Annotated in this window: 19 protein-coding genes; 8 read left to right on the top strand and 11 right to left on the bottom strand. The window is 69.2% G+C overall.

The annotated features are described in order from the left end of the window. Positions 1 to 3: 3 nt before the first annotated feature. From AB0F17_RS42270 to AB0F17_RS42255, 4 genes are read right to left on the bottom strand one after another with little or no spacing between them, the layout of a single operon-like run. Positions 4 to 1,773: an ABC transporter ATP-binding protein gene (locus tag AB0F17_RS42270; protein ID WP_358035220.1), complete on the bottom strand. Its 1,770-nt coding sequence runs from the start codon at positions 1,771 to 1,773 to the stop codon at positions 4 to 6. Further along, entirely contained in the window at positions 1,770 to 2,660 is an 891-nt protein-coding gene (locus AB0F17_RS42265) for an ABC transporter permease (RefSeq protein WP_358035217.1), read from the bottom strand. Before AB0F17_RS42265 ends, AB0F17_RS42270 begins: the two co-directional genes overlap by 4 nt. Continuing rightward, positions 2,657 to 3,652 carry an ABC transporter permease gene (locus tag AB0F17_RS42260; protein ID WP_358035215.1) on the bottom strand — a complete coding sequence of 332 codons (996 nt, stop codon included), beginning with the start codon at positions 3,650 to 3,652 and terminating at the stop codon, positions 2,657 to 2,659. The genes AB0F17_RS42265 and AB0F17_RS42260 overlap by 4 nt, the downstream gene beginning before the upstream one ends. Beyond that, positions 3,636 to 5,210 (bottom strand): ABC transporter substrate-binding protein, encoded by a 1,575-nt coding sequence (locus tag AB0F17_RS42255; RefSeq protein WP_358035212.1) that lies wholly within the window; start codon positions 5,208 to 5,210, stop codon positions 3,636 to 3,638. Before AB0F17_RS42255 ends, AB0F17_RS42260 begins: the two co-directional genes overlap by 17 nt. A 116-nt stretch (positions 5,211 to 5,326) precedes the next feature. On the opposite strand from AB0F17_RS42255, the gene AB0F17_RS42250 reads away from it, so the two are divergent. From AB0F17_RS42250 to AB0F17_RS42230, 5 genes are all read left to right on the top strand, one after another. Then, positions 5,327 to 6,112, top strand: coding sequence for an IclR family transcriptional regulator (locus AB0F17_RS42250; RefSeq protein WP_358035209.1), 786 nt, complete (start codon positions 5,327 to 5,329; stop codon positions 6,110 to 6,112). Between the two features lie 64 nt (positions 6,113 to 6,176). Further along, complete coding sequence (locus AB0F17_RS42245) at positions 6,177 to 7,109, top strand: 3-keto-5-aminohexanoate cleavage protein (RefSeq protein ID WP_358035206.1); 933 nt, start codon at positions 6,177 to 6,179, stop codon at positions 7,107 to 7,109. Then, entirely contained in the window at positions 7,109 to 8,071 is a 963-nt protein-coding gene (locus AB0F17_RS42240) for a 3-hydroxyacyl-CoA dehydrogenase NAD-binding domain-containing protein (protein ID WP_358035203.1), read from the top strand. Before AB0F17_RS42245 ends, AB0F17_RS42240 begins: the two co-directional genes overlap by 1 nt. After that, positions 8,064 to 8,519, top strand: coding sequence for a thioesterase family protein (locus tag AB0F17_RS42235; RefSeq protein WP_358035200.1), 456 nt, complete (start codon positions 8,064 to 8,066; stop codon positions 8,517 to 8,519). Before AB0F17_RS42240 ends, AB0F17_RS42235 begins: the two co-directional genes overlap by 8 nt. Positions 8,520 to 8,608: 89 nt before the next feature. After that, positions 8,609 to 9,514, top strand: coding sequence for a hypothetical protein (locus tag AB0F17_RS42230; protein ID WP_358035197.1), 906 nt, complete (start codon positions 8,609 to 8,611; stop codon positions 9,512 to 9,514). Positions 9,515 to 9,554: 40 nt separating this feature from the next. Here AB0F17_RS42230 and AB0F17_RS42225 read toward each other — a convergent pair whose 3' ends face one another. From AB0F17_RS42225 to AB0F17_RS42215, 3 genes are all read right to left on the bottom strand, one after another. Then, the gene (locus AB0F17_RS42225) at positions 9,555 to 10,535 is read right to left on the bottom strand and encodes a sulfotransferase (protein WP_358035194.1); all 981 of its coding nucleotides are present in this window, start codon (positions 10,533 to 10,535) and stop codon (positions 9,555 to 9,557) included. Between the two features lie 148 nt (positions 10,536 to 10,683). After that, complete coding sequence (locus tag AB0F17_RS42220) at positions 10,684 to 11,760, bottom strand: virginiamycin B lyase (RefSeq protein WP_358035191.1); 1,077 nt, start codon at positions 11,758 to 11,760, stop codon at positions 10,684 to 10,686. A 403-nt stretch (positions 11,761 to 12,163) separates the two neighbouring features. Beyond that, positions 12,164 to 12,715 carry a hypothetical protein gene (locus tag AB0F17_RS42215; protein WP_358035188.1) on the bottom strand — a complete coding sequence of 184 codons (552 nt, stop codon included), beginning with the start codon at positions 12,713 to 12,715 and terminating at the stop codon, positions 12,164 to 12,166. Positions 12,716 to 13,059: 344 nt separating this feature from the next. Between AB0F17_RS42215 and AB0F17_RS42210 the strand changes: the two genes are divergently transcribed. Both AB0F17_RS42210 and AB0F17_RS42205 read left to right on the top strand, forming a co-directional pair. After that, entirely contained in the window at positions 13,060 to 13,653 is a 594-nt protein-coding gene (locus AB0F17_RS42210) for a hypothetical protein (RefSeq protein WP_358035185.1), read from the top strand. A gap of 4 nt (positions 13,654 to 13,657) precedes the next feature. Next, the gene (locus tag AB0F17_RS42205; protein WP_358035183.1) at positions 13,658 to 14,719 is read left to right on the top strand and encodes a hypothetical protein; all 1,062 of its coding nucleotides are present in this window, start codon (positions 13,658 to 13,660) and stop codon (positions 14,717 to 14,719) included. Between the two features lie 101 nt (positions 14,720 to 14,820). Here the strand turns inward: AB0F17_RS42205 and AB0F17_RS42200 are convergent, their stop codons facing one another. Next, positions 14,821 to 15,795 (bottom strand): Gfo/Idh/MocA family oxidoreductase, encoded by a 975-nt coding sequence (locus AB0F17_RS42200; protein ID WP_358035181.1) that lies wholly within the window; start codon positions 15,793 to 15,795, stop codon positions 14,821 to 14,823. 129 nt (positions 15,796 to 15,924) lie between these two features. On the opposite strand from AB0F17_RS42200, the gene AB0F17_RS42195 reads away from it, so the two are divergent. Then, complete coding sequence (locus AB0F17_RS42195) at positions 15,925 to 16,551, top strand: helix-turn-helix domain-containing protein (protein WP_358035178.1); 627 nt, start codon at positions 15,925 to 15,927, stop codon at positions 16,549 to 16,551. 25 nt (positions 16,552 to 16,576) lie between these two features. Here AB0F17_RS42195 and AB0F17_RS42190 read toward each other — a convergent pair whose 3' ends face one another. The 3 genes from AB0F17_RS42190 to AB0F17_RS42180 form a co-directional block, all read right to left on the bottom strand. Continuing rightward, a complete protein-coding gene (locus AB0F17_RS42190) occupies positions 16,577 to 17,578 on the bottom strand; it encodes an acyl-CoA desaturase (protein WP_358035175.1) in 1,002 nt (333 codons plus the stop codon). 19 nt (positions 17,579 to 17,597) lie between these two features. Continuing rightward, complete coding sequence (locus AB0F17_RS42185) at positions 17,598 to 17,885, bottom strand: UBP-type zinc finger domain-containing protein (RefSeq protein ID WP_358035173.1); 288 nt, start codon at positions 17,883 to 17,885, stop codon at positions 17,598 to 17,600. 361 nt (positions 17,886 to 18,246) lie between these two features. After that, on the bottom strand, positions 18,247 to 18,501 hold the full coding sequence (locus tag AB0F17_RS42180; protein ID WP_358035171.1) for a hypothetical protein: 255 nt from the start codon (positions 18,499 to 18,501) through the stop codon (positions 18,247 to 18,249). Positions 18,502 to 18,747: the final 246 nt, after the last annotated feature.

Raw genomic sequence — 18,747 nt, 5'->3', positions numbered from 1 at the left:
TCATCACACCTTCAGCCGGGGCGTGTCGCGGAGGAGGGCACGGGTGTACGGCTCGACGGGATGGTCGAGCAGTTGCCCGGTAGGGCCCGCCTCCACGACCCGGCCGCCGTGGAGCACCACCGTCCGCGACGCGATGGACCGGGCGAGGGCCAGGTTGTGGGTCACGAACAGCATCGACAGCCCGCGGGTCCGGCGGATCTCGTCGAGCAGCGTCACGATCGACGCCTGGACGGAGACGTCGAGGGCCGAGGTGACCTCGTCGCAGATGAGCAGGTCCGGCTCGCAGGCCAGCGCACGGGCGATCGCCACGCGTTGCCGCTCCCCGCCGGACAGCCGGTCGGGGAAGACGTGGTAGGCCGACGGAGCGAGCGCCACCTGGTCGAGCAGGTCGAGCACCCGCCGCTCCGCTTCCCTCCCCCGCGCGAGGCCGAACAGGCGCAGAGGTCTGCGGATGATCTCCCCCACGCTCATGCGCGGGTTCAGCGACAGGTACGGATTCTGGAAGACGTACTGGATCGCCTTGCGCAGCTCCCGGGTGCGGCGGCGGGCGACCGGGGGCACCGGCTCGCCCTCGAACGTGATGGATCCCGTCCATTCGCCGTGCAGCCCGGCCAGGCAGCGCGACAGCGTGGTCTTGCCGCTGCCGGACTCCCCCACGACGGCGACGCATTCGTCCCGGCCGACCCGCAGTTCCACCGCGTGCAGCACGGGCGTCCGGCCGTGGTGCGCGCGGAGTTCGCGGACGTCGAGGACCGTCTCCGCCGCCGCGGGCCGTCCCGGTGCCGCCGGGCTGACCGGCAGGGGTTGGGCCCGTACGTGCTCCGCCCGCAGGCAGCGCGACTGATGCCCGTGGCCCGTCTCTGTCATGGGAGGCTCGGCCCGCGTGCACTCCGCGATGGCCATCGCGCACCTGTCGTGGAAGCGGCAGGCCGTCGGCCGTCCTCCAGGAGCGGGGGCGCGGCCGGGGATCCCGGCGAGCGTGCGCCCCTCGGTGACGCTGGGAATCGCGGCCAGCAGCGCCCGCGTGTAGGGGTGGGAGGGGGCGGCGAAGACCTCCGCCTTGGGGCCGATCTCGACGATCTGGCCCGCGTACATCACCGCGACGCGATGGGCCAGCTCCGCGACGACCGCCAGGTCATGGGTGACGTACACCGCCGCGACTCCATGGCGCTCGCAGAGGTCCCGCACCGTGGCCAGGACGTGGGCCTGGGTGGTCACGTCCAGGCCGGTGGTCGGTTCGTCGAGCACGAGCACCTTGGGCCGCGGCGCGAAGGCCATGGCGATCGCCACCCGCTGGAGCTGACCACCGGACAACTGGTGCGGGTAGCGGCGCAGGAACTCGCCGGACGTGGGCAGCGCCACGTCTTCGAGCACCTCACGGACGCGGGCCATCCGGTCGGCACGGCAGCCCACTCGGTGCACGTCGAGGACCTCGCGGATCTGGAACCCGATCCGCAACACCGGGTTGAGCGAGGCCGCGGGATCCTGGGGGACGTAGGCGACGACGGAGCCACGGCGGTCGCGAGCGGCCCGGCGCGGCGGGCTCAGCATGTCGACGCCGTCGATCTCGGCGGCGCCCGCGGCGATGCGCGCCCCTTTGCGGGTGTGCGCGAGCAGCGCCGTACCGACAGTGGTCTTTCCGCTGCCCGACTCGCCGACCAGCGCCAGCACCTCGCCGGGCTGGACGTCGAAGTGGATCCCGTCCACCACGTCTGGGCCGCCGTGGTCCAGCTCGACGCGGAGGGCGGCGACCGAGCAGCGGGCCGCGGTCATGATCGCGCTCCTGGGGCGCGCGTGCTGCTCCCCGCGATGCCGTCGGCGATGAGGTTGGTCCCGATGGTCAGCACCGCGATCGCGATCGTCGGTGCGAGGATCGCCCATGGTTGTACCAGCAGGGCGAGCCGGTTCTGGTTGATCATCATGCCCCAGTCCACCGCCCGAGGGTCCGCCACGAAACCGAGGAAACCGATCGAGGCCACCAGCCCGATCGAGTAGGTCAGCCGCAGGCCCGCCTCGGCCAGGAGCGGGCCGGACATGTTGGGCAGCAACTCGGAGAACAGGATGCGGGTACGCCGCTCGCCGAGCGCCTCGGCCGACTGGACGAACTCGCGGGTGGCCAGGGTCGTGGCCATGCCCCGGGCCAGCCGGGCGACACGGGGGGCGTGCGAGACCCCGACGACCAGGACGACGAGCCACGGCTCGGGACCCACCGTCGCGAGGAGCACGAGGGCGAGCACGATCTGGGGGAAGGCGAGCACCACGTCGTTCAGGCGCATGATCACCTCGTCGGCCCAGCCTCGGGCGTATCCGGCGACCAGGCCGATGACGACACCGAGCACCATGCCGAGCAGCGTGGCCAGGGCCGAGGTGAGCAGGATGGACCGCCCGCCGTACAGGAAGCGCGTCCACACGTCCTGGCCGAGGTAGTCGGCGCCGAGCAGGGCCACCCCGCCGGGCGGCGCGTACGGCCGGCCGACGATCGCGCTCGGATCGTGCGGCGCGACCAGCGGACCGGCCAGGGCGGTGGCGGCCACGACCACGGTGAGGAAGAGCCCGGCCCACATGCGTGAGGTCCTCAGCGAGGCCCGGAACGCGCGTGGCCGCGACGGCATCGCCGCCGATCGGCCGCCGATGCCGATGCGTTCACTCCGCTCGCTCATCGGATCGCCGTCCTCAGCCGCGGCGTGACCAGGATCGTCAGGGCGTCGGCGATCAGGTTCACCACGACGTAGATCGCGGCGATCAGCAGGGCCAGCGCCTGGATGACGGGGATATCCCGGTTACGCACCGCGTCGACCAGGCTCACGCCCATCCCCGGGTATTGGAAGAGGTATTCGACGACGACCACGCCACCGGCCAGCCAGGCCAGTTGGAGCGCGGTCACCTGGATACCGGGCACGATCGCGTTGGACAGCGCGTGGCGGCGCACCGCCAGCCGCTCGGGCACGCCTTTGAGCCTGGCCATCTCCACGTAGTCGCTTTCGAGGACCTCGATGAGCGAGGCTCGCAGGATGCGGCTGATGTACGGCACCACGGCCAGCATCAGCGTGGCCACGGGCAGGATCATCGACGCCGGGTCGGCCCACGGCGGCGCGCCCGGCACCGACATCGACACCGAGGGCAGCCAGCGGAACACCGTGGTCGAGAACAGCGCGACGAGCAGGATGCCGATCACGAACTCCGGCAACGCCGCGACGGCGAGCATGACCACCTGGACGGCGTGGTCGGCCGCCCGGTCGTGACGTCGCGCCGCCACGAGCGCGAGCAGGAAGGCGAGTGGGATGATCAGCACCGCCGAGACGGCCACGAGGACCGCGCTGTTGACCACCCGGGTGCCGATGAGCGTGCTCACCGGCTCCTGCGCGGCCAGGGACGTGCCGAGGTTCCCGTGCAGCAGATCGCCCAGCCAGGACAGGTACCGCTCCACCGGCGGCTGGCCGAGACGCAGCCGCTCGCGCAGCGCCGCGAGGCGATCCGGGGTCGCCGAGCGGCCGAGGATGGCCCTGGCGGGGTCGCCCAGAGCCTGGGTCGTCACGAACACCAGGACGGAGATCAGCCAGAGCGTGATGGCGGCGAGTGCGAGGCGGCGCGCCAGCCAGGCCACCCAGCCCCAGGCGGGGGCCCGGCCGGCCGCCTCAGCCGATCGAGACACGACGGAACTGGTAGTTGGACAGGGGGAGGTTCTTGTCCGGGACGAACCCGGTGACCTTGCTCGAGTACGCGTCCACCTGGTTCCTGAAACCCCAGACGATGTGGCCGCCGCTGTCGTACTCGATCTTCTGCGCCTGTTTGAGCAGGTCCGTGCGCTTGGCGGCGTCGAGTTCGCGGCCGGCTCGTTTGATCAGCGAGATGAACGTCTTGTCGGCCCAGTGGGTCTCGTTGTACGGCGATCCCGGCAGCGAGCCGTCGGCGACCTGCGGTAGGTAACCGCGGGTGAACCAGAAGTCCTGGGCGAAGGTCCAGCCGAGGTACTGGTCGCCGTAGAAGGTCGAGGAGTCGACCTTGCGGACCTCGACGGTGATCCCGGCCCCTCGCGCCTGCCCGGCGAACAGCTCGGCGGCGTCGACGGCGCCGGCGCCGATGCCGGTGGAGGTGACCAGCTCGATCCTGAGATCGGCGTGACCGGCCGCCTTCAGCAGGGACTTCGCCTGGTCGAGATCCTGATGGCGCTGCGGCAGCTCGGCGGCGTAGGCCGGGTCGAACGGCGCGTACAGGTCGTTGGCGATCCGGCCCTGGCCGTTGAGCGCCTGGGCGACCAGCTGCGGACGGTCGACGGCGAGGCGGAACGCCTGCCGTACCCGCACGTCGTTGAACGGCGCCGCGTCCACCCGCATGGTGAAGGGGGTCCACGAGCCGGTCTCGGAGATCAGGACCTGCCCGCCCGCCGCCTTCACCACGTCGATCTGCGACAGGGGCAGGTTGTCGATCGCCTCCACCTGGCCGCTGAGCAGCGCGTTGACCTTGGCGTTGTCGTCCGGGAAGTCGATGATGACCAGCCGGTCGGCGTAGGCCTTCTCCCCCCAGTAGTCGTCGAACCGCTTGAACGAGCTCTGCTCGCCGGGCTGGAAGGACTCGAAGGCGAACGGTCCGGTGCCGACCGGTTTGCGGACGTCGAAGCCGACCGGCACGATACCGAGCGCGTACTGCGCGAGCTGGTCCTTGAGCAGGGCGTAGGGGTACTTCAGCCCGATCTGGACGGTCCGCGCGTCGATCTTCTTGAGCCCGGCCGGATCGATCACCGCCAGGCCCGATGCCCCGGAGCCCGGATCCTTCGGGTCGATGATCCGTCTCAGGGAGAAAATGACGTCGTCGGCGTCCACGGTCTTGCCGTTGTGGAACCGGACGCCCTCTCGCAGCCGGAGCGTCCAGACCTGCCCGTCCTTCGACGTCTCCAGGCTCTCGCCCACCAGCGGCTGGATCTCGTACGCCGGGCTGCGGGTGAACAGTGGCTCGTAGAGGTTCAGCACCCGCGCCTGGTCGGGGTAGGTGACGGGGTTGTGCGGATCCACCGTGTCCTTGGCGCTGCCCCCCGTGGCGCCGACGCGCAGGACGCCGCCTCTCATGGGAGCGGTGGAGGTGGACGGTCGCTGGGTGGTGCCGGTGTTGTCGCCGCAGGCGGCGAGAAGTCCTCCGGATACGATTCCTGCGCTGAGCAGGGCACTGTTGCGGAGAATCTCCCGCCTTGTCTGGCCCTGATTCCGAGTGCTCATAACAACTTGGACCTCGCGATCATGTCCCGTTGCTCTCATCGTGCAATCAATGCTCGAATGGCGTGACAATAGATGCACCATGCGAACAGGTCAAGAGTCCAGAATGTGAGGCCACGATGACGGACACCGGCCAGGAGCAAGATGGAGCGCCGTCCGGCAGGGTGCAGTCACTGGAGCGGGCGATCGCGCTGCTGAACGCCGTGGCGGACAGCTCGCCGGAAGGCGAGACCGTGGCGAACCTCGCCGCCCGGTGCGGCCTCAACCGCGCGACCGCCTGGCGGCTGCTCGCCACGATGGAGCGGCACTCGATGGTCGAGCGCGACCCGCACACCAGCCGGTACGCGATCGGGTTCGCCGTCGCCCGGCTGGCCACGGCGGCCGGCGTCGACGGCCTGGTCCGGCGCGCCCACGGCGTGGTGGAGCGCGTCTCCCGGCAGACCGGCGAGACCGCCAACCTCGCGGTCGCCCGCCCTCTCGGGCTGACCTACGTCGACGAGGTCACCCCGCCGGTCGTGCTCAGCGCCAAGTGGCTGGGCCGCCAGGTCCCGCTGCACGCCACGTCCACCGGCAAGGCGTTGCTGGCCTGGCTGCCGGCGGCCGACGTCGAGTCGCTGCTCGCGGGGCCGCTCACGGCGTACACCGACACGACGGTCATCGACCAGGCGCGGCTGCGCTCGGAGCTGGCGCTCACGAAGGAGCGCGGCTATGGCGTGTGCGTCGGCGAGATGGAGCCGAACCTGTACGGCGTGTCCGCCCCGGTGCTCGACGAGCACGAGCGCCCCATCGCCGTGATCAGCATCTGGGGTCCGAAGGACCGGGTGCCGCAGGACCGGTTCGCCGCGCTCGGCGCTCTGGCGTGCGAGGCCGCCGCCGACATCGCGCGGGCGATGGCGAGGGCTTGACAGACCGGGTTCCCATTGCAGATTGTGAGATGACCGTTCGTAATATGAGCGAAGGGACAGGCCAATGTCTCGTAAGGTCATCCTCACCTGTGCCGTGACGGGGTCCGGTCACACGCCGACGATGTCACCGCACCTGCCGTTCACCGTCGAGGACATCGTCGCCGACTCGGTGGCCGCCGTGGAGGCGGGCGCCTCGGTCATCCACCTGCACGCCCGCGATCCCAGAGACGGCCGGCCGACGCCCGATCCGGCGGTCTTCATGGAGTACCTGAAGCCCATCAAGGCGGCCACCGACGCCGTCGTGAGCATCACCACCGGCGGCGGCACCGGGATGACCGTCGAGCAGCGCCTTGAGGTCATCGACGTGGCACGGCCCGAGCTGTGCACGCTCAACCTGGGCACCATGAACTACGGCGGCTTCCCGATGATCGACAAGCACCGCGGCCAGTGGCGCTTCGACTGGGAGGAGCCCTACCTCGAAAGCACCCGTAGCGAGCCGTTCGTGAGCACGTACGCCGACATCGAGCACATGCTCCGCACGGTCGGCCCGGAGACCGGGGCCAGGTTCGAGTACGAGGCCTATGACGTGGGTCACCTCTACACGCTGGCCTACTATCTGGAGCTCGGCCTGGTGAAGCCGCCCATCTTCCTCCAGACGATCATGGGTGTGATGGGGGGCATCGGCGCCGACGTCGATCATCTCGTCCACATGAAGCGGACCGCCGACCGCCTGCTCGGCGACACGTACGAGTGGTCCGTGCTGGGCGGAGGGCGCCACCAGTTCAACATGGTCACGGTGGCGGCCGTCATGGGCGGGCACGTGCGGGTGGGCCTCGAAGACGGCCTCTACCTCGGCAAGGGACGGCTGGCGCCGTCCAACGCCGAGCAGGTGCGCAAGCTCCGCCGGATCCTGGAGGAGCTGTCCCTGGAAGTGGCGACCCCGGCGGAGACCCGCCAGATCCTCGACCTCAAGGGCCTGGACCAGGTGGCCTTCTGATGGGCTTGGCGACTCCCGAGTCCGTGACCGTCGTCGCGGTCGTGGGCACCGGTGTCATCGGCGGCGGGTGGGCGGCCCACTTCCTGCGCATGGGGTATGACGTCGTCGCGTTCGACCCCGGCCCCCAGGCGGAGGAGCGGCTGACCGCCCTGGTCGACAACGCGTGGCCGACGCTGGAACGGCTCGGCCTGGCCGCCGGCGCGAGCCGCGACCGCCTGCGCTTCACCGGGTCTCTGGATGAGGCCGTCTCCGGTGCCGGCTTCGTGCAGGAGTCGACGCCGGAGAACCTCGACGCGAAGGTCCGCGTCCTCGCCGACATCGACGCCGCGGCCCCGCCGGGAGTCGTCGTCGCGTCGAGCACGTCCGGCTTCGCCATGACCGACATGCAGTCCGGCTGCCGTACCCCTGACCGCTTCGTCGTCGGCCACCCGTTCAACCCGCCGTACCTGATCCCCCTCGTGGAGGTCGTCGGCGGCAAGGCGACCTCGGCCGCCACGGTCGACTGGGCGGACCGGTTCTACCGGGCCGCGGGCAAGGTCTCGCTGAAGATGGACCGCGAGCTGCCCGGCTTCATCGGCAACCGGCTGCAGGAGGCGCTGTGGCGCGAGGCTCTCCACATGGTCGCGGCGGGGGAGGCGACCGTGGACCAGCTCGACGCCTCCATCGCGTACGGGCCCGGACTCCGCTGGGCGCTGATGGGCCCCTGCCTCACCTTCCATCTCGCGGGCGGCCCCGGCGGCATGTCCCACATGCTCGACCATTTCGGGCCCGCGCTGCTGGAACCGTGGACCCGGCTCCAGGCGCCCCCGCTCACCCCGTCGCTGCGCGACCAGATGGTGTCGGGGTGTGCGGCCGAGGCCGCCGGCCGATCGATCGAGCAGCTCGAACGGGAGCGGGACGACTTCCTGGCCGACCTGCTGCTCCTCCTGGAACGCCACGCCGAGCGGTGGGGCCGTGCCTGACCTTCGGCAGGCGCCGTTCGCCGCCTACAGCACGCGGGTCCTGACTGACTGGGTCGACTACAACGGCCACATGAACGACGCGTACTACGCGCTCGTGTGCGGCCGGGCGAGCGAGGCGCTCCTCGACGCGCTCGGCCTCGGCGCGAAGTACCAGGAATCAACCGGATGCACGACCTACACCGTCGAGTCGCACCTGCGCTACCTGAAGGAGGCCCGCGCCGGCGAGACGGTCCGCGTGCTGACGCTCCTCGTCGAAGCCGCTCCCAAGCGTCTGCGGATGCGCCACAGCCTGCGCAACGGCGGCGACGAGGAGATCGCCACGGGCGAATTCGTCTACCTGCACGTCAACCAGCTCAGCGGGCGCGTCGAACCGATGCCGCCGGACCGGCAGGAGCTCGTGACCGCCGTATTCGCCACCCACGAGCCGCTCTCTCGTCGGGCCGTGTAGTATTCATACTATTTAGGTAGGAATAAGGGAACGCAAAGGGAAGGTGAGCATCGGTGTCCAGCTCCACGTCGTGGCCTAACCTCGTCTCCATGCCGACCGACCAGGATGTTCACGAAGCCCTGCTCCCCGACCCCGACCGCGCCACCGTCGCGGTCCTGCCACCGATCGCGAGCGAGGGACACTGGGCCGGCGGACCCAGTGCGGTCGCGGCCGACGGGCTGATCTATCTCGCCTACCGGCTGCGGCGCCCGGTGGGAGAGGGGCGCGGGTACGCGGTGGTGGTCGCCCGTTCGGTCGACGGTGAGCGGTTCGAGACCCTGACGACCATCACCCGCGAGGAGATGGCCGCCGAGTCCCTGGAACGGCCCGCCCTGGTGCGTACGGACGAAGGGCGCTGGCGGCTCTACCTGAGCTGCGCCACCCCGGGCACCAAGCACTGGCGGGTGGAGGTGCTGGAGAGCGACGACCCCGCCGGGTTCGACCCGCGTTCACGCGACACCGTCCTGCCCGGCGACCCCAAGACCGGCGTGAAGGACCCGGTGATCGTCCGGCGGGACGGGAAGTGGCATCTGTGGGCCTCCTGCCATCCGCTGGCCGACTCCGATGAGGCCGACCGGATGGTGACCGACTACGCCACCAGCACCGACGGCCTGGAGTGGACATGGCAGGGCACGGCGCTGAGCGGGCGGCCGGGGCTGTGGGACGGGCGCGGCGTGCGGATCAGCTCGGTGCGTTTCGACGGCGACCGGGTGCTGGCCTTCTACGACGGCCGGGCCAGCGCGGCCGAGAACTACGAGGAGCGCACCGGGATCGCCGTGGGCCCCGACCCCGGCGAGCTGACCCCGCTGGGGACCGCCCCGGCGGCCATGTCGCCGCACCGGGGCGGCGGACTGCGTTACCTCGACATCGTCGACCTGCCGGACGGCCGGATCCGGCTCTACTACGAGTACACCCGCGCCGACGGGGCCCACGAGCTGCGCACCGAGCTGCGCTGATCAGGATGTGGGCTGTCCTGATCAGCGCGAGCTGCGCCGATCAGGATGGGGTGGGCTGATCAGGGCGGGTTGGGCGGCCGTTCCTGGCCTGCCGCTGGCCGGGCGGCCGCGCGCCGACCAGGCCGCCCGAACGCTCCCGGGGCCTGAGCCAGTCGCCGAAGTCCTCGCCGGTGACCTGCTGCAGAAGCTGGATGTCTTCGGTGAAGTACGGGATGAGCCGGCTCCGCTGCTCCCAGGTCAGGGGGCGGCGAGGGGCTCCCCGCCGCTGCAGCAGTTGCTCGACGGGATCGGCCAGGGCCCCGGGCAGGAGCCGCCGGACCGTGGACAGCACCGCGTGCCGCGGGCTGGCGTCGGGATGCGCCGTGACGTTCTCCCTCGGCGTCTCGGTCAGCAGTCCCTGCTCCACCCCGAGGAACCCGCAGATCCGGTCGAGGGTGTCGGCCGGCCGGTCGACGAGGTCCCGGTAGCGGAAGACCAGCACCTGCTCGCGCGGGAACAGCTCGTACAGGGCGGCGAGCTGCTCGCCGTACCGGCCGAGTGCCACGTAGTGCCAGAAGTGCGCCCACCCGGCGGCGATCCGCCGGGCCTCCTCCTCGCAGGCGCGCACCACGTCGCCGATCGGTTCGAGCCCGGCCGACCACAGGTGGGTCCAGTTGGAGTGAGCCCGCTCGACCGGGTCCCGCACGATCACGATGAGCCTGGCGTCCGGGATGGCCGCCTTGATGCGCCGCTGCGCGTCCCGGTCGTACAGGTAGAAGGGTGTGCACTCACCGGCCAGCGTGCCCGCGGGCGCCGGGGCGAACAGCGCCTCGTAGTCCGCGCGCCGCCAGACGTGCTCGCGGTACGTCTCCAGGTCGCCCGGCCCGCCTCTGGTCGGCGGCGGGCCGTCGGTGAGGAAGTACTTGGGCTCCTTGACCTGGGGCAGGTAGAGCTGCGGATGCCGCTGGAGCGCGGCGTGCAGGGCTGTCGTTCCCGCCTTGGGGACGCCTACGACCAGGAAGTTCGGCATGTGCACGGTCATCCCTCCAAATCCCTACTCCTAACTTCCAATTTCCTACCAATTATGCAGGAAGTTACAAGTAGGTGTTTGGCCAGGGCATGCTCACCGTGTCCGGACGCACGGATCGGCAGCCGCGACGCCAGGTGACGCGGCTGCCGATCCGGTCAAGTCAGGGGGTGACGATGGCGAGTTGGTCGACGGCGTCCTCGGTGATCCAGAGGTTGTCGTCGGATCCGACGGTGATCTGCATGGGGCCGGAGTAGGCGCTCGGGAGGGCGTATTCGCTGATGGTGCCGGTTGTGGTGACGTTGGCCACGTTGTTGGCGCTCTGTTCGACGAACCACACGTTGTCGTCCGGGCCGAGGGTCATTCCCCAGGGGAAGCTGTTGGGATCGCTGAGGGAGTAGTCGGTGAAGCTGCCGCCGGTGGTGGCCTTGCCGACCCTTCCTTGGGCGTCGGTGTACCACAGGTTGCTGTCGGAGCCGGTAGTGATCCCTATGGGCAACGCGCCACTTGGACCGGCGTACTCGGTGACCGTTCCACCAGTGGTGATCTTCGCGAGGCTGCCGAGAAGGGGCTCGGTGAACCACAGGTTGCTGTCAGGGCCGGTGGTGATGAACATGGGGTAGGCGCCGCTGGTCGGCAGGCCGTACTCGGTGATCGTCCCGCCCGTGGTGATCTTTCCGACCTGGTCGACGTTCGTCTCGGTGAACCACAGGTTGTCGTCCGGTCCGACGGTGATGCCCCATGGGTAGGCGCCGCTGGTCGGCAGGCTGTACTCGGTGATCGTCCCGGTGGTGGTGATGCGCCCGATCTTGTTGCCGGTCGCTTCGGTGAACCACAGGGCACCATCAGGTCCAGTGGTGATGTGGCCGGGCTGAGCGTCCGCGTTGGGCAGGCTGTATTCGGTGAACACGCCGCCCGGGGTGACTTTCCCGATCTTGTTCGCGTAGTTCTCGGTGAACCACACGTTGCCGTCCGGCCCGGTGGTGATTCCGACGGGGACCGCCGCGTCGGTCGGTACGGCGATCTCGTTGATCGTCGGTGTGCGCAGGGAGTCGGCTACGCGCATCGGGGCGCTTCCGCGCCGGTCGGCGGGCGGGAAGGTGCACCGGATGTGCTTATGGCGCGCCTGCTGCTTGAGCTTGAGGCAGAGCTTGACCCAGGGGCGTGGAGGTGAGGGCGGGTGGGGTGGCTTGGCCTCGGATGCGGCGGCTGGTATGTGAGCCGCCAGGAGCAGGGCCATGACGGCGAGTGGATATCCGAGGATTCTGGAGCGTCGACGCATGACATTCCCTTTCAGGAAGAATGGAAATAAATCGACTGGACGAGCGGGTGGATTCGAGCCGGTTTCGTCGGCGCTATGTCCGACATGCTCAAATATTGGCCGCGAACACCGCCGAATACTCGATACACCGGACATTCCTCATCTCCGCCCGGCTCAGCCGTCCCAATATCTCCCGGCGCCGCCGTTCCGCCTCGACTGTCTTTGTTTGTGGCCGGTCATGAGTACGCCAATTCACCGGCCGGGTTGCCTAAGCGGCAGACGGCCTGGTCAGGGGGGAATGTCGGCTTCGCGGCATGCTGAGAATCGTGGATGCAAAGGACGTCGTCGAACCGGGGTCCGCGCAATGGTGGGAAGCGGGTGATCAGGTGACCGTATGGGTGATGACGCCGGTGTAGTGGCCCAAGACGGCCGCGATCGGGATGCTGATCACGAGCGTCGGCTGCCAGCTGGTGACGGTGGCCAGCGGCGCCTTGGTCCCCCTGAACGCGATCACCGGCGAAGACAGCGGAACCTTGTCCGCCGCGGTGGGCTGCCCCGGGAAGCGGGAGCCGCCACCCGTCTGGACGGTGGCGAGGCCGGACCAGTACGAGACGTTGCCTTTGGTGATCGTCTCGCCGGCGCTCCCGCCGCCGGTGGTGAAGTTGGTGGACGTCACCGTGGCCGTCCAGGACATGGACCCGTTACGGCCGTCCTCCACGGTGATCGTGCCCATGCTGGCGCTGCGCTGGTTGCCCTGAGTGCCGTTCCCCAGGTTGGCCGAGGCGGGCACGGTGATCGTGAGGGTATTGGCATGCAAGGCGAACGTGGAGTTCGTCGCCGCACCGATGGCACCGGCGGCAGCCACGGGGGCCGCCGGAGCGCCGAGCCCGAGGCTTACGACGATCGACGCCATCAGCGAGGCGAATGTCCGCACGTATCTCCTCGATTCCGATGAACCTGCATGAACTGGACCGCCCGATTCGACAAGCGAAAAGTCGTCGGCAGTCTAAGCGGCGGACGGCGGGCCGCGTTCATAGGGCAATCCTCGTGGCCGGTAAATTCGTCGCCAACACTTATGCAGCATTTTGGTGGACAGCTCATAGACCGGGGGGCTGCGACCAGGTCAATCACGGTATTCGAAGGCTTGGCGTTTTTTGGTGGGGCGATTGACCGTATCGGCAGAGGAGTCGCTTTCGCTCCGTGTTAATGTCCCCACATCCTGGGTCCGAAGCGGGCCGGGGTTTTCGATGTCTGCGAGTTCAAGGGGAATTCACCAGCATGAAAACGCTTTTGAGGACCAGCCTGATGGGATTGGCGGGGGTGATGACGCTGGGGGCGCTGACCGGAATACCGGCCGAGGCCGGCACCTGTGCCAACAACACGGCGTGCAACACCACGGTCACCTTCGATGTGACCGCGGGTTCCCTGGAGATCACCGTGCCCAACAGCACGGTCGATCTGACCACCGACGCGGCGCCGGGCGGCTACGCCTCCGGGCAGTTGGGGGCGGTCACCGTGAACGACGCGCGCGGCTCGGCCACCCCCACCTGGTCGACGGCCGTGACCTCGACGGCCTTCACCACCGGCGGCGGTGACGACCCTGGGGAGACCATCTCCAACGCCAGCGTGTCCTACTGCTCGGGCACCGCCACCGCCACAACCGGCAACGGCACCTTCACCCCTGGCCAGACCGGGTGTGCCGCACCGCCTCCCGCGACGGGACAAGCCTTGAACGCCTCGCGCACCGCCTACAGCCATTCGGGCGGTACCGGCAGCAACTCGGCGACGTGGAACCCGCTGATCACCATCGCGGTCGCCCTGAGCAACGTGGCAGGCCAGTACAGCGCCACGATCACGCACACGGTGACCTGACCACGTGGCCGTGCGCACCATGCTGCTCTCCTCGATCGGGGCGCTGACGCTGCTGTTCAGCGCGATCAGCGCCCCCGCCCTCGCACAAAGCGGATCGGGCGGTCCGGACCCGTCCCACCACGACTCCCGCGGCGTCATCGGCATCAAGCTGCTGGAGGCCTCCGCCAACCGCCGCGACGACCCCCGCGCCTACCTGTACATCGTCGACCACATCAACCCCGGCACCAAGATCTCCCGGCGCTTCGAGATCGAGAACACCTCCAGCAGTCCCCAGCGCATCGCGGTCTACCCCGGCGCGGCGGAGATCCGCGACCACAAGTTCGTGCCGTCGCCGGCGCGCGACGCGAACGAGCTGAGTTCGTGGGTGTCCATCAACCGCACCGAGCTGATCGCACCGCCGCACAGCCGCATCCCGCTCAAGGCGACGATCACCATTCCCCGGTCCGCCACCAAGGGGGAACGGTACGGCGCCATCTTCGCCGAGGCGACCTCCCCATCCGCCGCCGGCTCCGCGCGCAGCGTCCAGATGGTCAACCGGGTCGGGATCAGGATCTATCTCGACGTCGGCCCCGGCGGTGACCCGCCATCGGACTTCCAGATCGACCGGCTGACCCCCGGCCGCACGGCCGACGGCATGCCCGTGGTCCAGGCCACAGTGCACAACACCGGTCAGCGCGCGCTGGACATCAGCGGGGAGATGCGGCTGAGCGAGGGGCCGGGCGGCCTCCGCACCGGACCGTTCCCCGCCCAGTTGGGCACCACGCTGGAGCTCAACGCGAGTGCGCCGGTCACCGTCGTGCTCGACGAACGGTTGCCCGACGGCCCGTGGCAGGTCGAACTCCTGCTGGAAAGCGGCCGGATCCACCACACCGTCAACGGAACGCTCCTCTTCCCCGGCAAACCCGCGAGCTGGGGCCTCCCTGCACTGATCGACTCATCCTGGCCGTGGGTCCTCATCATCGGCCTCGCCGCGGCGTTCGTCATCCCTCTGGTCCTCACCCTGCGCCTTGCCCGGCGTCGTCGAAGCCGCCTTGCCCGGCGCAGTCGAAGCCGCGTTGCCAGGTAGCCGAGTCAGCGACCACCCACCGCCTTGCCGTTCAGCCCGGTCCGCGACCGCCTGTGCCCGGTCGCGAGCCCCTGGAGCGGCCCGCCTCGGGAGGCGGCCGACTAGACGGTGCCGCGCAGAGGAAGTCCCGCCTTGCGGTAGATGTCGTCGATGATCGTCATGTTGGCGACGGAGTCGGCCGGTGGGGTCAGTGTCGGGGTGCCCTGGCGTACCGCTGCCGCGAAGGCGCGGAGCTGGCAGGTGTACGTCGGGTCGCCCGCGACGCGCTCGCGGCGCCGCACGCCGTCGACGGTCACGGTCATGCGGTGGAAGAACTGCGGGGCGACGAAGTTCGTGATGTGCAGCGACCCGCGTTCGCCCTCGACCCGCGCGGCTATCCTGAGCAACTGTCCCGACCACATGGAGGCGTGCAGCCGCCCGGTCGCGCCGTTGGGGAACCGCAGGTCGGCGGCCATCGCACGATCGACCCCCGGAGACCGCGTGAGTGCCGCCGCGGCCACGACCGAGGGCTCGCCCGGCCCGAGCGTCCGCAGGCAGTGCACCGCGTAGCAGCCCGCGTCCATGAGCGCGCCCCCGCCGAGCTTCAGCGAGTAGCGGATGTCGGAGAACCTGGGCAGCGGAAAGCACATCCAGGTCTCGACATGCCGGACCTCGCCGAGTTGGCTGCCGACGATCTCGAGAGCGCGTTCCATCAGCGGGTGGTAGCGGTAATGGAACGCCTCCATGACCACCACACCGGACTGCGCCGCGGCGTCGGCGACGGACCGCGCCTCGGCTGCGTTGGAGGTGAACGGCTTCTCGCAGAGCACGTGCTTGCCCGCCTCGATCGCCTTGAGAGTCCACTCGGCGTGCAGCGCGTTCGGCAGCGGGTTGTAGACGGCGGTCAGCGAGGGGTCGGCGACGAGTTCCTCGTAGGAGTCGTGGACGTGCGGGATGCCATGCTTGGCGGCGAACTCGGCGGCCCGCGACCGGTCCCGGGCGGCGACCGCGGCCACCTCCACCTCGGGTACGGCACGGGCCGGCTTGATGAGCGCGGTGGGGGTGATCCGAGCTGCGCCGAGCGTCCCGATTCGCATGATCGCATGATGCCAGATCCCGCTTCCGGCGTGTCGTTTTGCCGGGGCTTGGCAGCCGATCTGTTGGAGTGGAAGGGGAGCCGACCACGCGTACCGAGGCTCGAATCGCGTGTTCCAGAAAGGAGCGGCGTGGAAAGGATCATCTCGGCCGCGTCGCGATTGTTCGCGGCCCTCGGATACGACGCGACAACGATGGCCCAGATCGCCGAGGCCGCCGAGCTGGACATCGACACCGTCATGGAAATCGCGGGTTCCAAACGGGAGCTGTATCTGGCGGTGATGGGGCGCGGTTACACAGAGCAGAAGGCGGTCTTGGAGGGTGCGCTCGCCCGCATCGACGAGTCGGGAGCGCCGCAGGTGGCGGCGAGCATCCACGCGCTCATCGATGACTACCTGGAATTCTGCCTGAACAACCCCGACATCTCCGCTCTGCTGATGCACCGCTGGCTGGGCGACGCGGCCGATCTGCGCGACCTGGAGCAGATCTACAACGAGCCGCTGGTCAACAGCGTCTTGACCGTGTTCAACAGAATGGCCGAGGCGGGCCTGCTCGATTCTGACGCCGATGTGGAGCTCTGCGTGCGAACGATCGCCTGGACCACCATCGTTTTCGTGCGCTACGCCACGATGAGCTCACCCCCCGCCGGCTTCTTGGCGGGCGAAAGGACCGTGGCGCGCTTCCGCGTCCACCTGCACCGGCTCAGTGCCCGCATGCTCGGCCTGGCACCGACGAGCCCCGCGGAGACACCTCCCTGACTTCCCGGGCGGCCAGGGACTTCGATCAGCCGCCGGACGGCGCGCGGGCTTGTCGTGGGAGGCCGGTGCGGCGGCGTTCGAGGCGGTCGGGGTCGGGCCAGTGCACGTCCGTGGCCCAGCCCAGCCGCTCGAACAGGCGGATCAGGCCGGCCGAAGGGTCGATCTGGCCGCGCTCCATGCCGTGGCGGGCGGAGGTGGGCTCGCTGTGGTGGCCGTTGTGCCAGCTCTCACCGAACGACAGCAGGGCCAGCGGCCACAGGTTCGTCGAACGGTCGTGGCGGCGGGTCCTGAACGGTCTGCTGCCGATCACATGGCAGAGCGAATTGACGCTCCAGGTGACGTGCTGCAGCAGGGCGACGCGGACCAGTCCGGCCCAGAGGAAGGCGGTCAGCGCGCCGTACAGGGATCCGCTGATCGCCCAGCCGGCCAGGAACGGCAGCGCCAGCGACAGCGCGCACAGCGCGGGGAAGGCCCGCGCCACCCTGACCATCGCCGGGTCGTCCAGCAGGTCGGGGGCATACCTGGCGGCGGACGTCTCATCGTCGGTGAACATCCAGCCGAGATGGGAGTGGGCAAGCCCCCGCAACTGCCCACGCAGGCTGGTGCCGTACCGGTAAGGGGAGTGTGGATCGCCCGGCCGGTCGGTGTAGGCGTGATGGCGGCGATGGACCGCCACCCAGTCGATGATGTTGCCCTGGAAGCTCATCGATCCGGCGATTCCGAGGACCACCCGCAGCCACGGCCGGGCGGTGAAGGACCCATGGGTGTGCAGCCGGTGGAACCCGACGGTCACCCCGAGCCCGGTCACCACGTAGAAGACCGCGGCCAGCAGCAGATCGGTGAGCGCGAATCCGTTGCCCCAGACCAGGAGAATCGCGACGCCGAGCGCGACGAACGGCACGACCACGATCGTCGCGGTCAGGCCTACCTGGACCCGGCCGACCTGGGCATGCTCGTCCGCGCCGGGGAACGGTGATTCGCCGTCGTATTCCGGCCGGTGTCTCACCTGTTGTTGGGAAATGGTCATGAATCTCGTCTCTTCCCGCTCATACGGTCCGTCCGTGCACGTAGCACCATCGCCAGCTCTCGCCCGGCTCCAGCGAGGCGAACACCGGGTGGTCGGTCTCCTGGTAGTGCGCCTTGGCGTGGCCACCCGGCGAGTCGTCGGAGCAGGCCACCCATCCACAGGTCAGGCAGGCCAGCAGGCGCGTCCAGGGCCAGCCGCGGACCAGACATTCGGTGCATTCGGGCAACCCCTGTTCCGCCACCGGGACGTCGACGTGGTCACAGCGCGGCGCCTGCCCGTTCGGGGCGGCGCGTGCGGTCACTTCCATGTCTTCAGCGTCCAGGGTCATCACGACCCCCTCACGGTGAGAGCGACGCGAGATGCGGCGACTGATCACATATCAGTCAACGTGCTCGGCGGGCCGACGGAAACGTCCAATCCGAGCAAGCCCTATCACCGGCCGCGATAACGACTCCAGCCGGTGATCGGCTGCGGCGACGGCTCGGTCGCGCCTTCCGTGATGGCGTCGAGAGGGCCCAAATGGCAGCGCTTTGGCCGGTCTATTCGCGACTTCTGACGGCTCAGCAGTCAGCCGCGCGGAAACCGTCGGTTGAGTTGTGCATGGGAGATCGCCCCGCATGGGCAGGCCACGCGGGGCGACTGTTGTGCGCTGGTTGTGCTGGCTGGGACTAGCCCATGTTGTCGTGGTCCCAGCTCTTACACCACTGACGTTCCCAGTGGCCGTGCCGCCAGCAGAACTTGCACCACTTGTTGTGCCACCAGCGCCACTCGCACTTCCTGGCCACGCTCTGCGACGTGGCGGTGACGTGCTGGGCGCTTGGCTGGCATGTCGCTGCGGCGCTGGCGGGCTGTGTCGTGGCCGTTCCGGTGACGATGAGGGTGGATACCGCCAAGGAGGCGGTGAGAAGCAGACGCTTGAGCATCAGAGATCACTCCCTGAAACGGATTCGGATGAGAGCGCCGGTTTCGGGTTCCCCGGGATACGCCGATACGGCTGAACACGTCCCACGATAATCGCGGAGACCGGCCCGGTCTCCCGACGACAGGCAAAACCTCATTTCACAACATGTCAGTACTTATTAGGAATACGTCTGATATGTCGGGGAATGCGGCCTTGTACGAGGAGAGTGGCCCCAGGACGTCGGGCCGGGAATTTATCGTCACCACCG

The organism is Nonomuraea sp. NPDC026600 (assembly GCF_040638335.1).
In the GTDB taxonomy this organism is placed as follows: Bacteria; Actinomycetota; Actinomycetes; order Streptosporangiales; family Streptosporangiaceae; genus Nonomuraea.
Note: the sequence above shows the minus strand (reverse complement) of the source record. Positions and strands in the feature narration are given on the sequence as shown.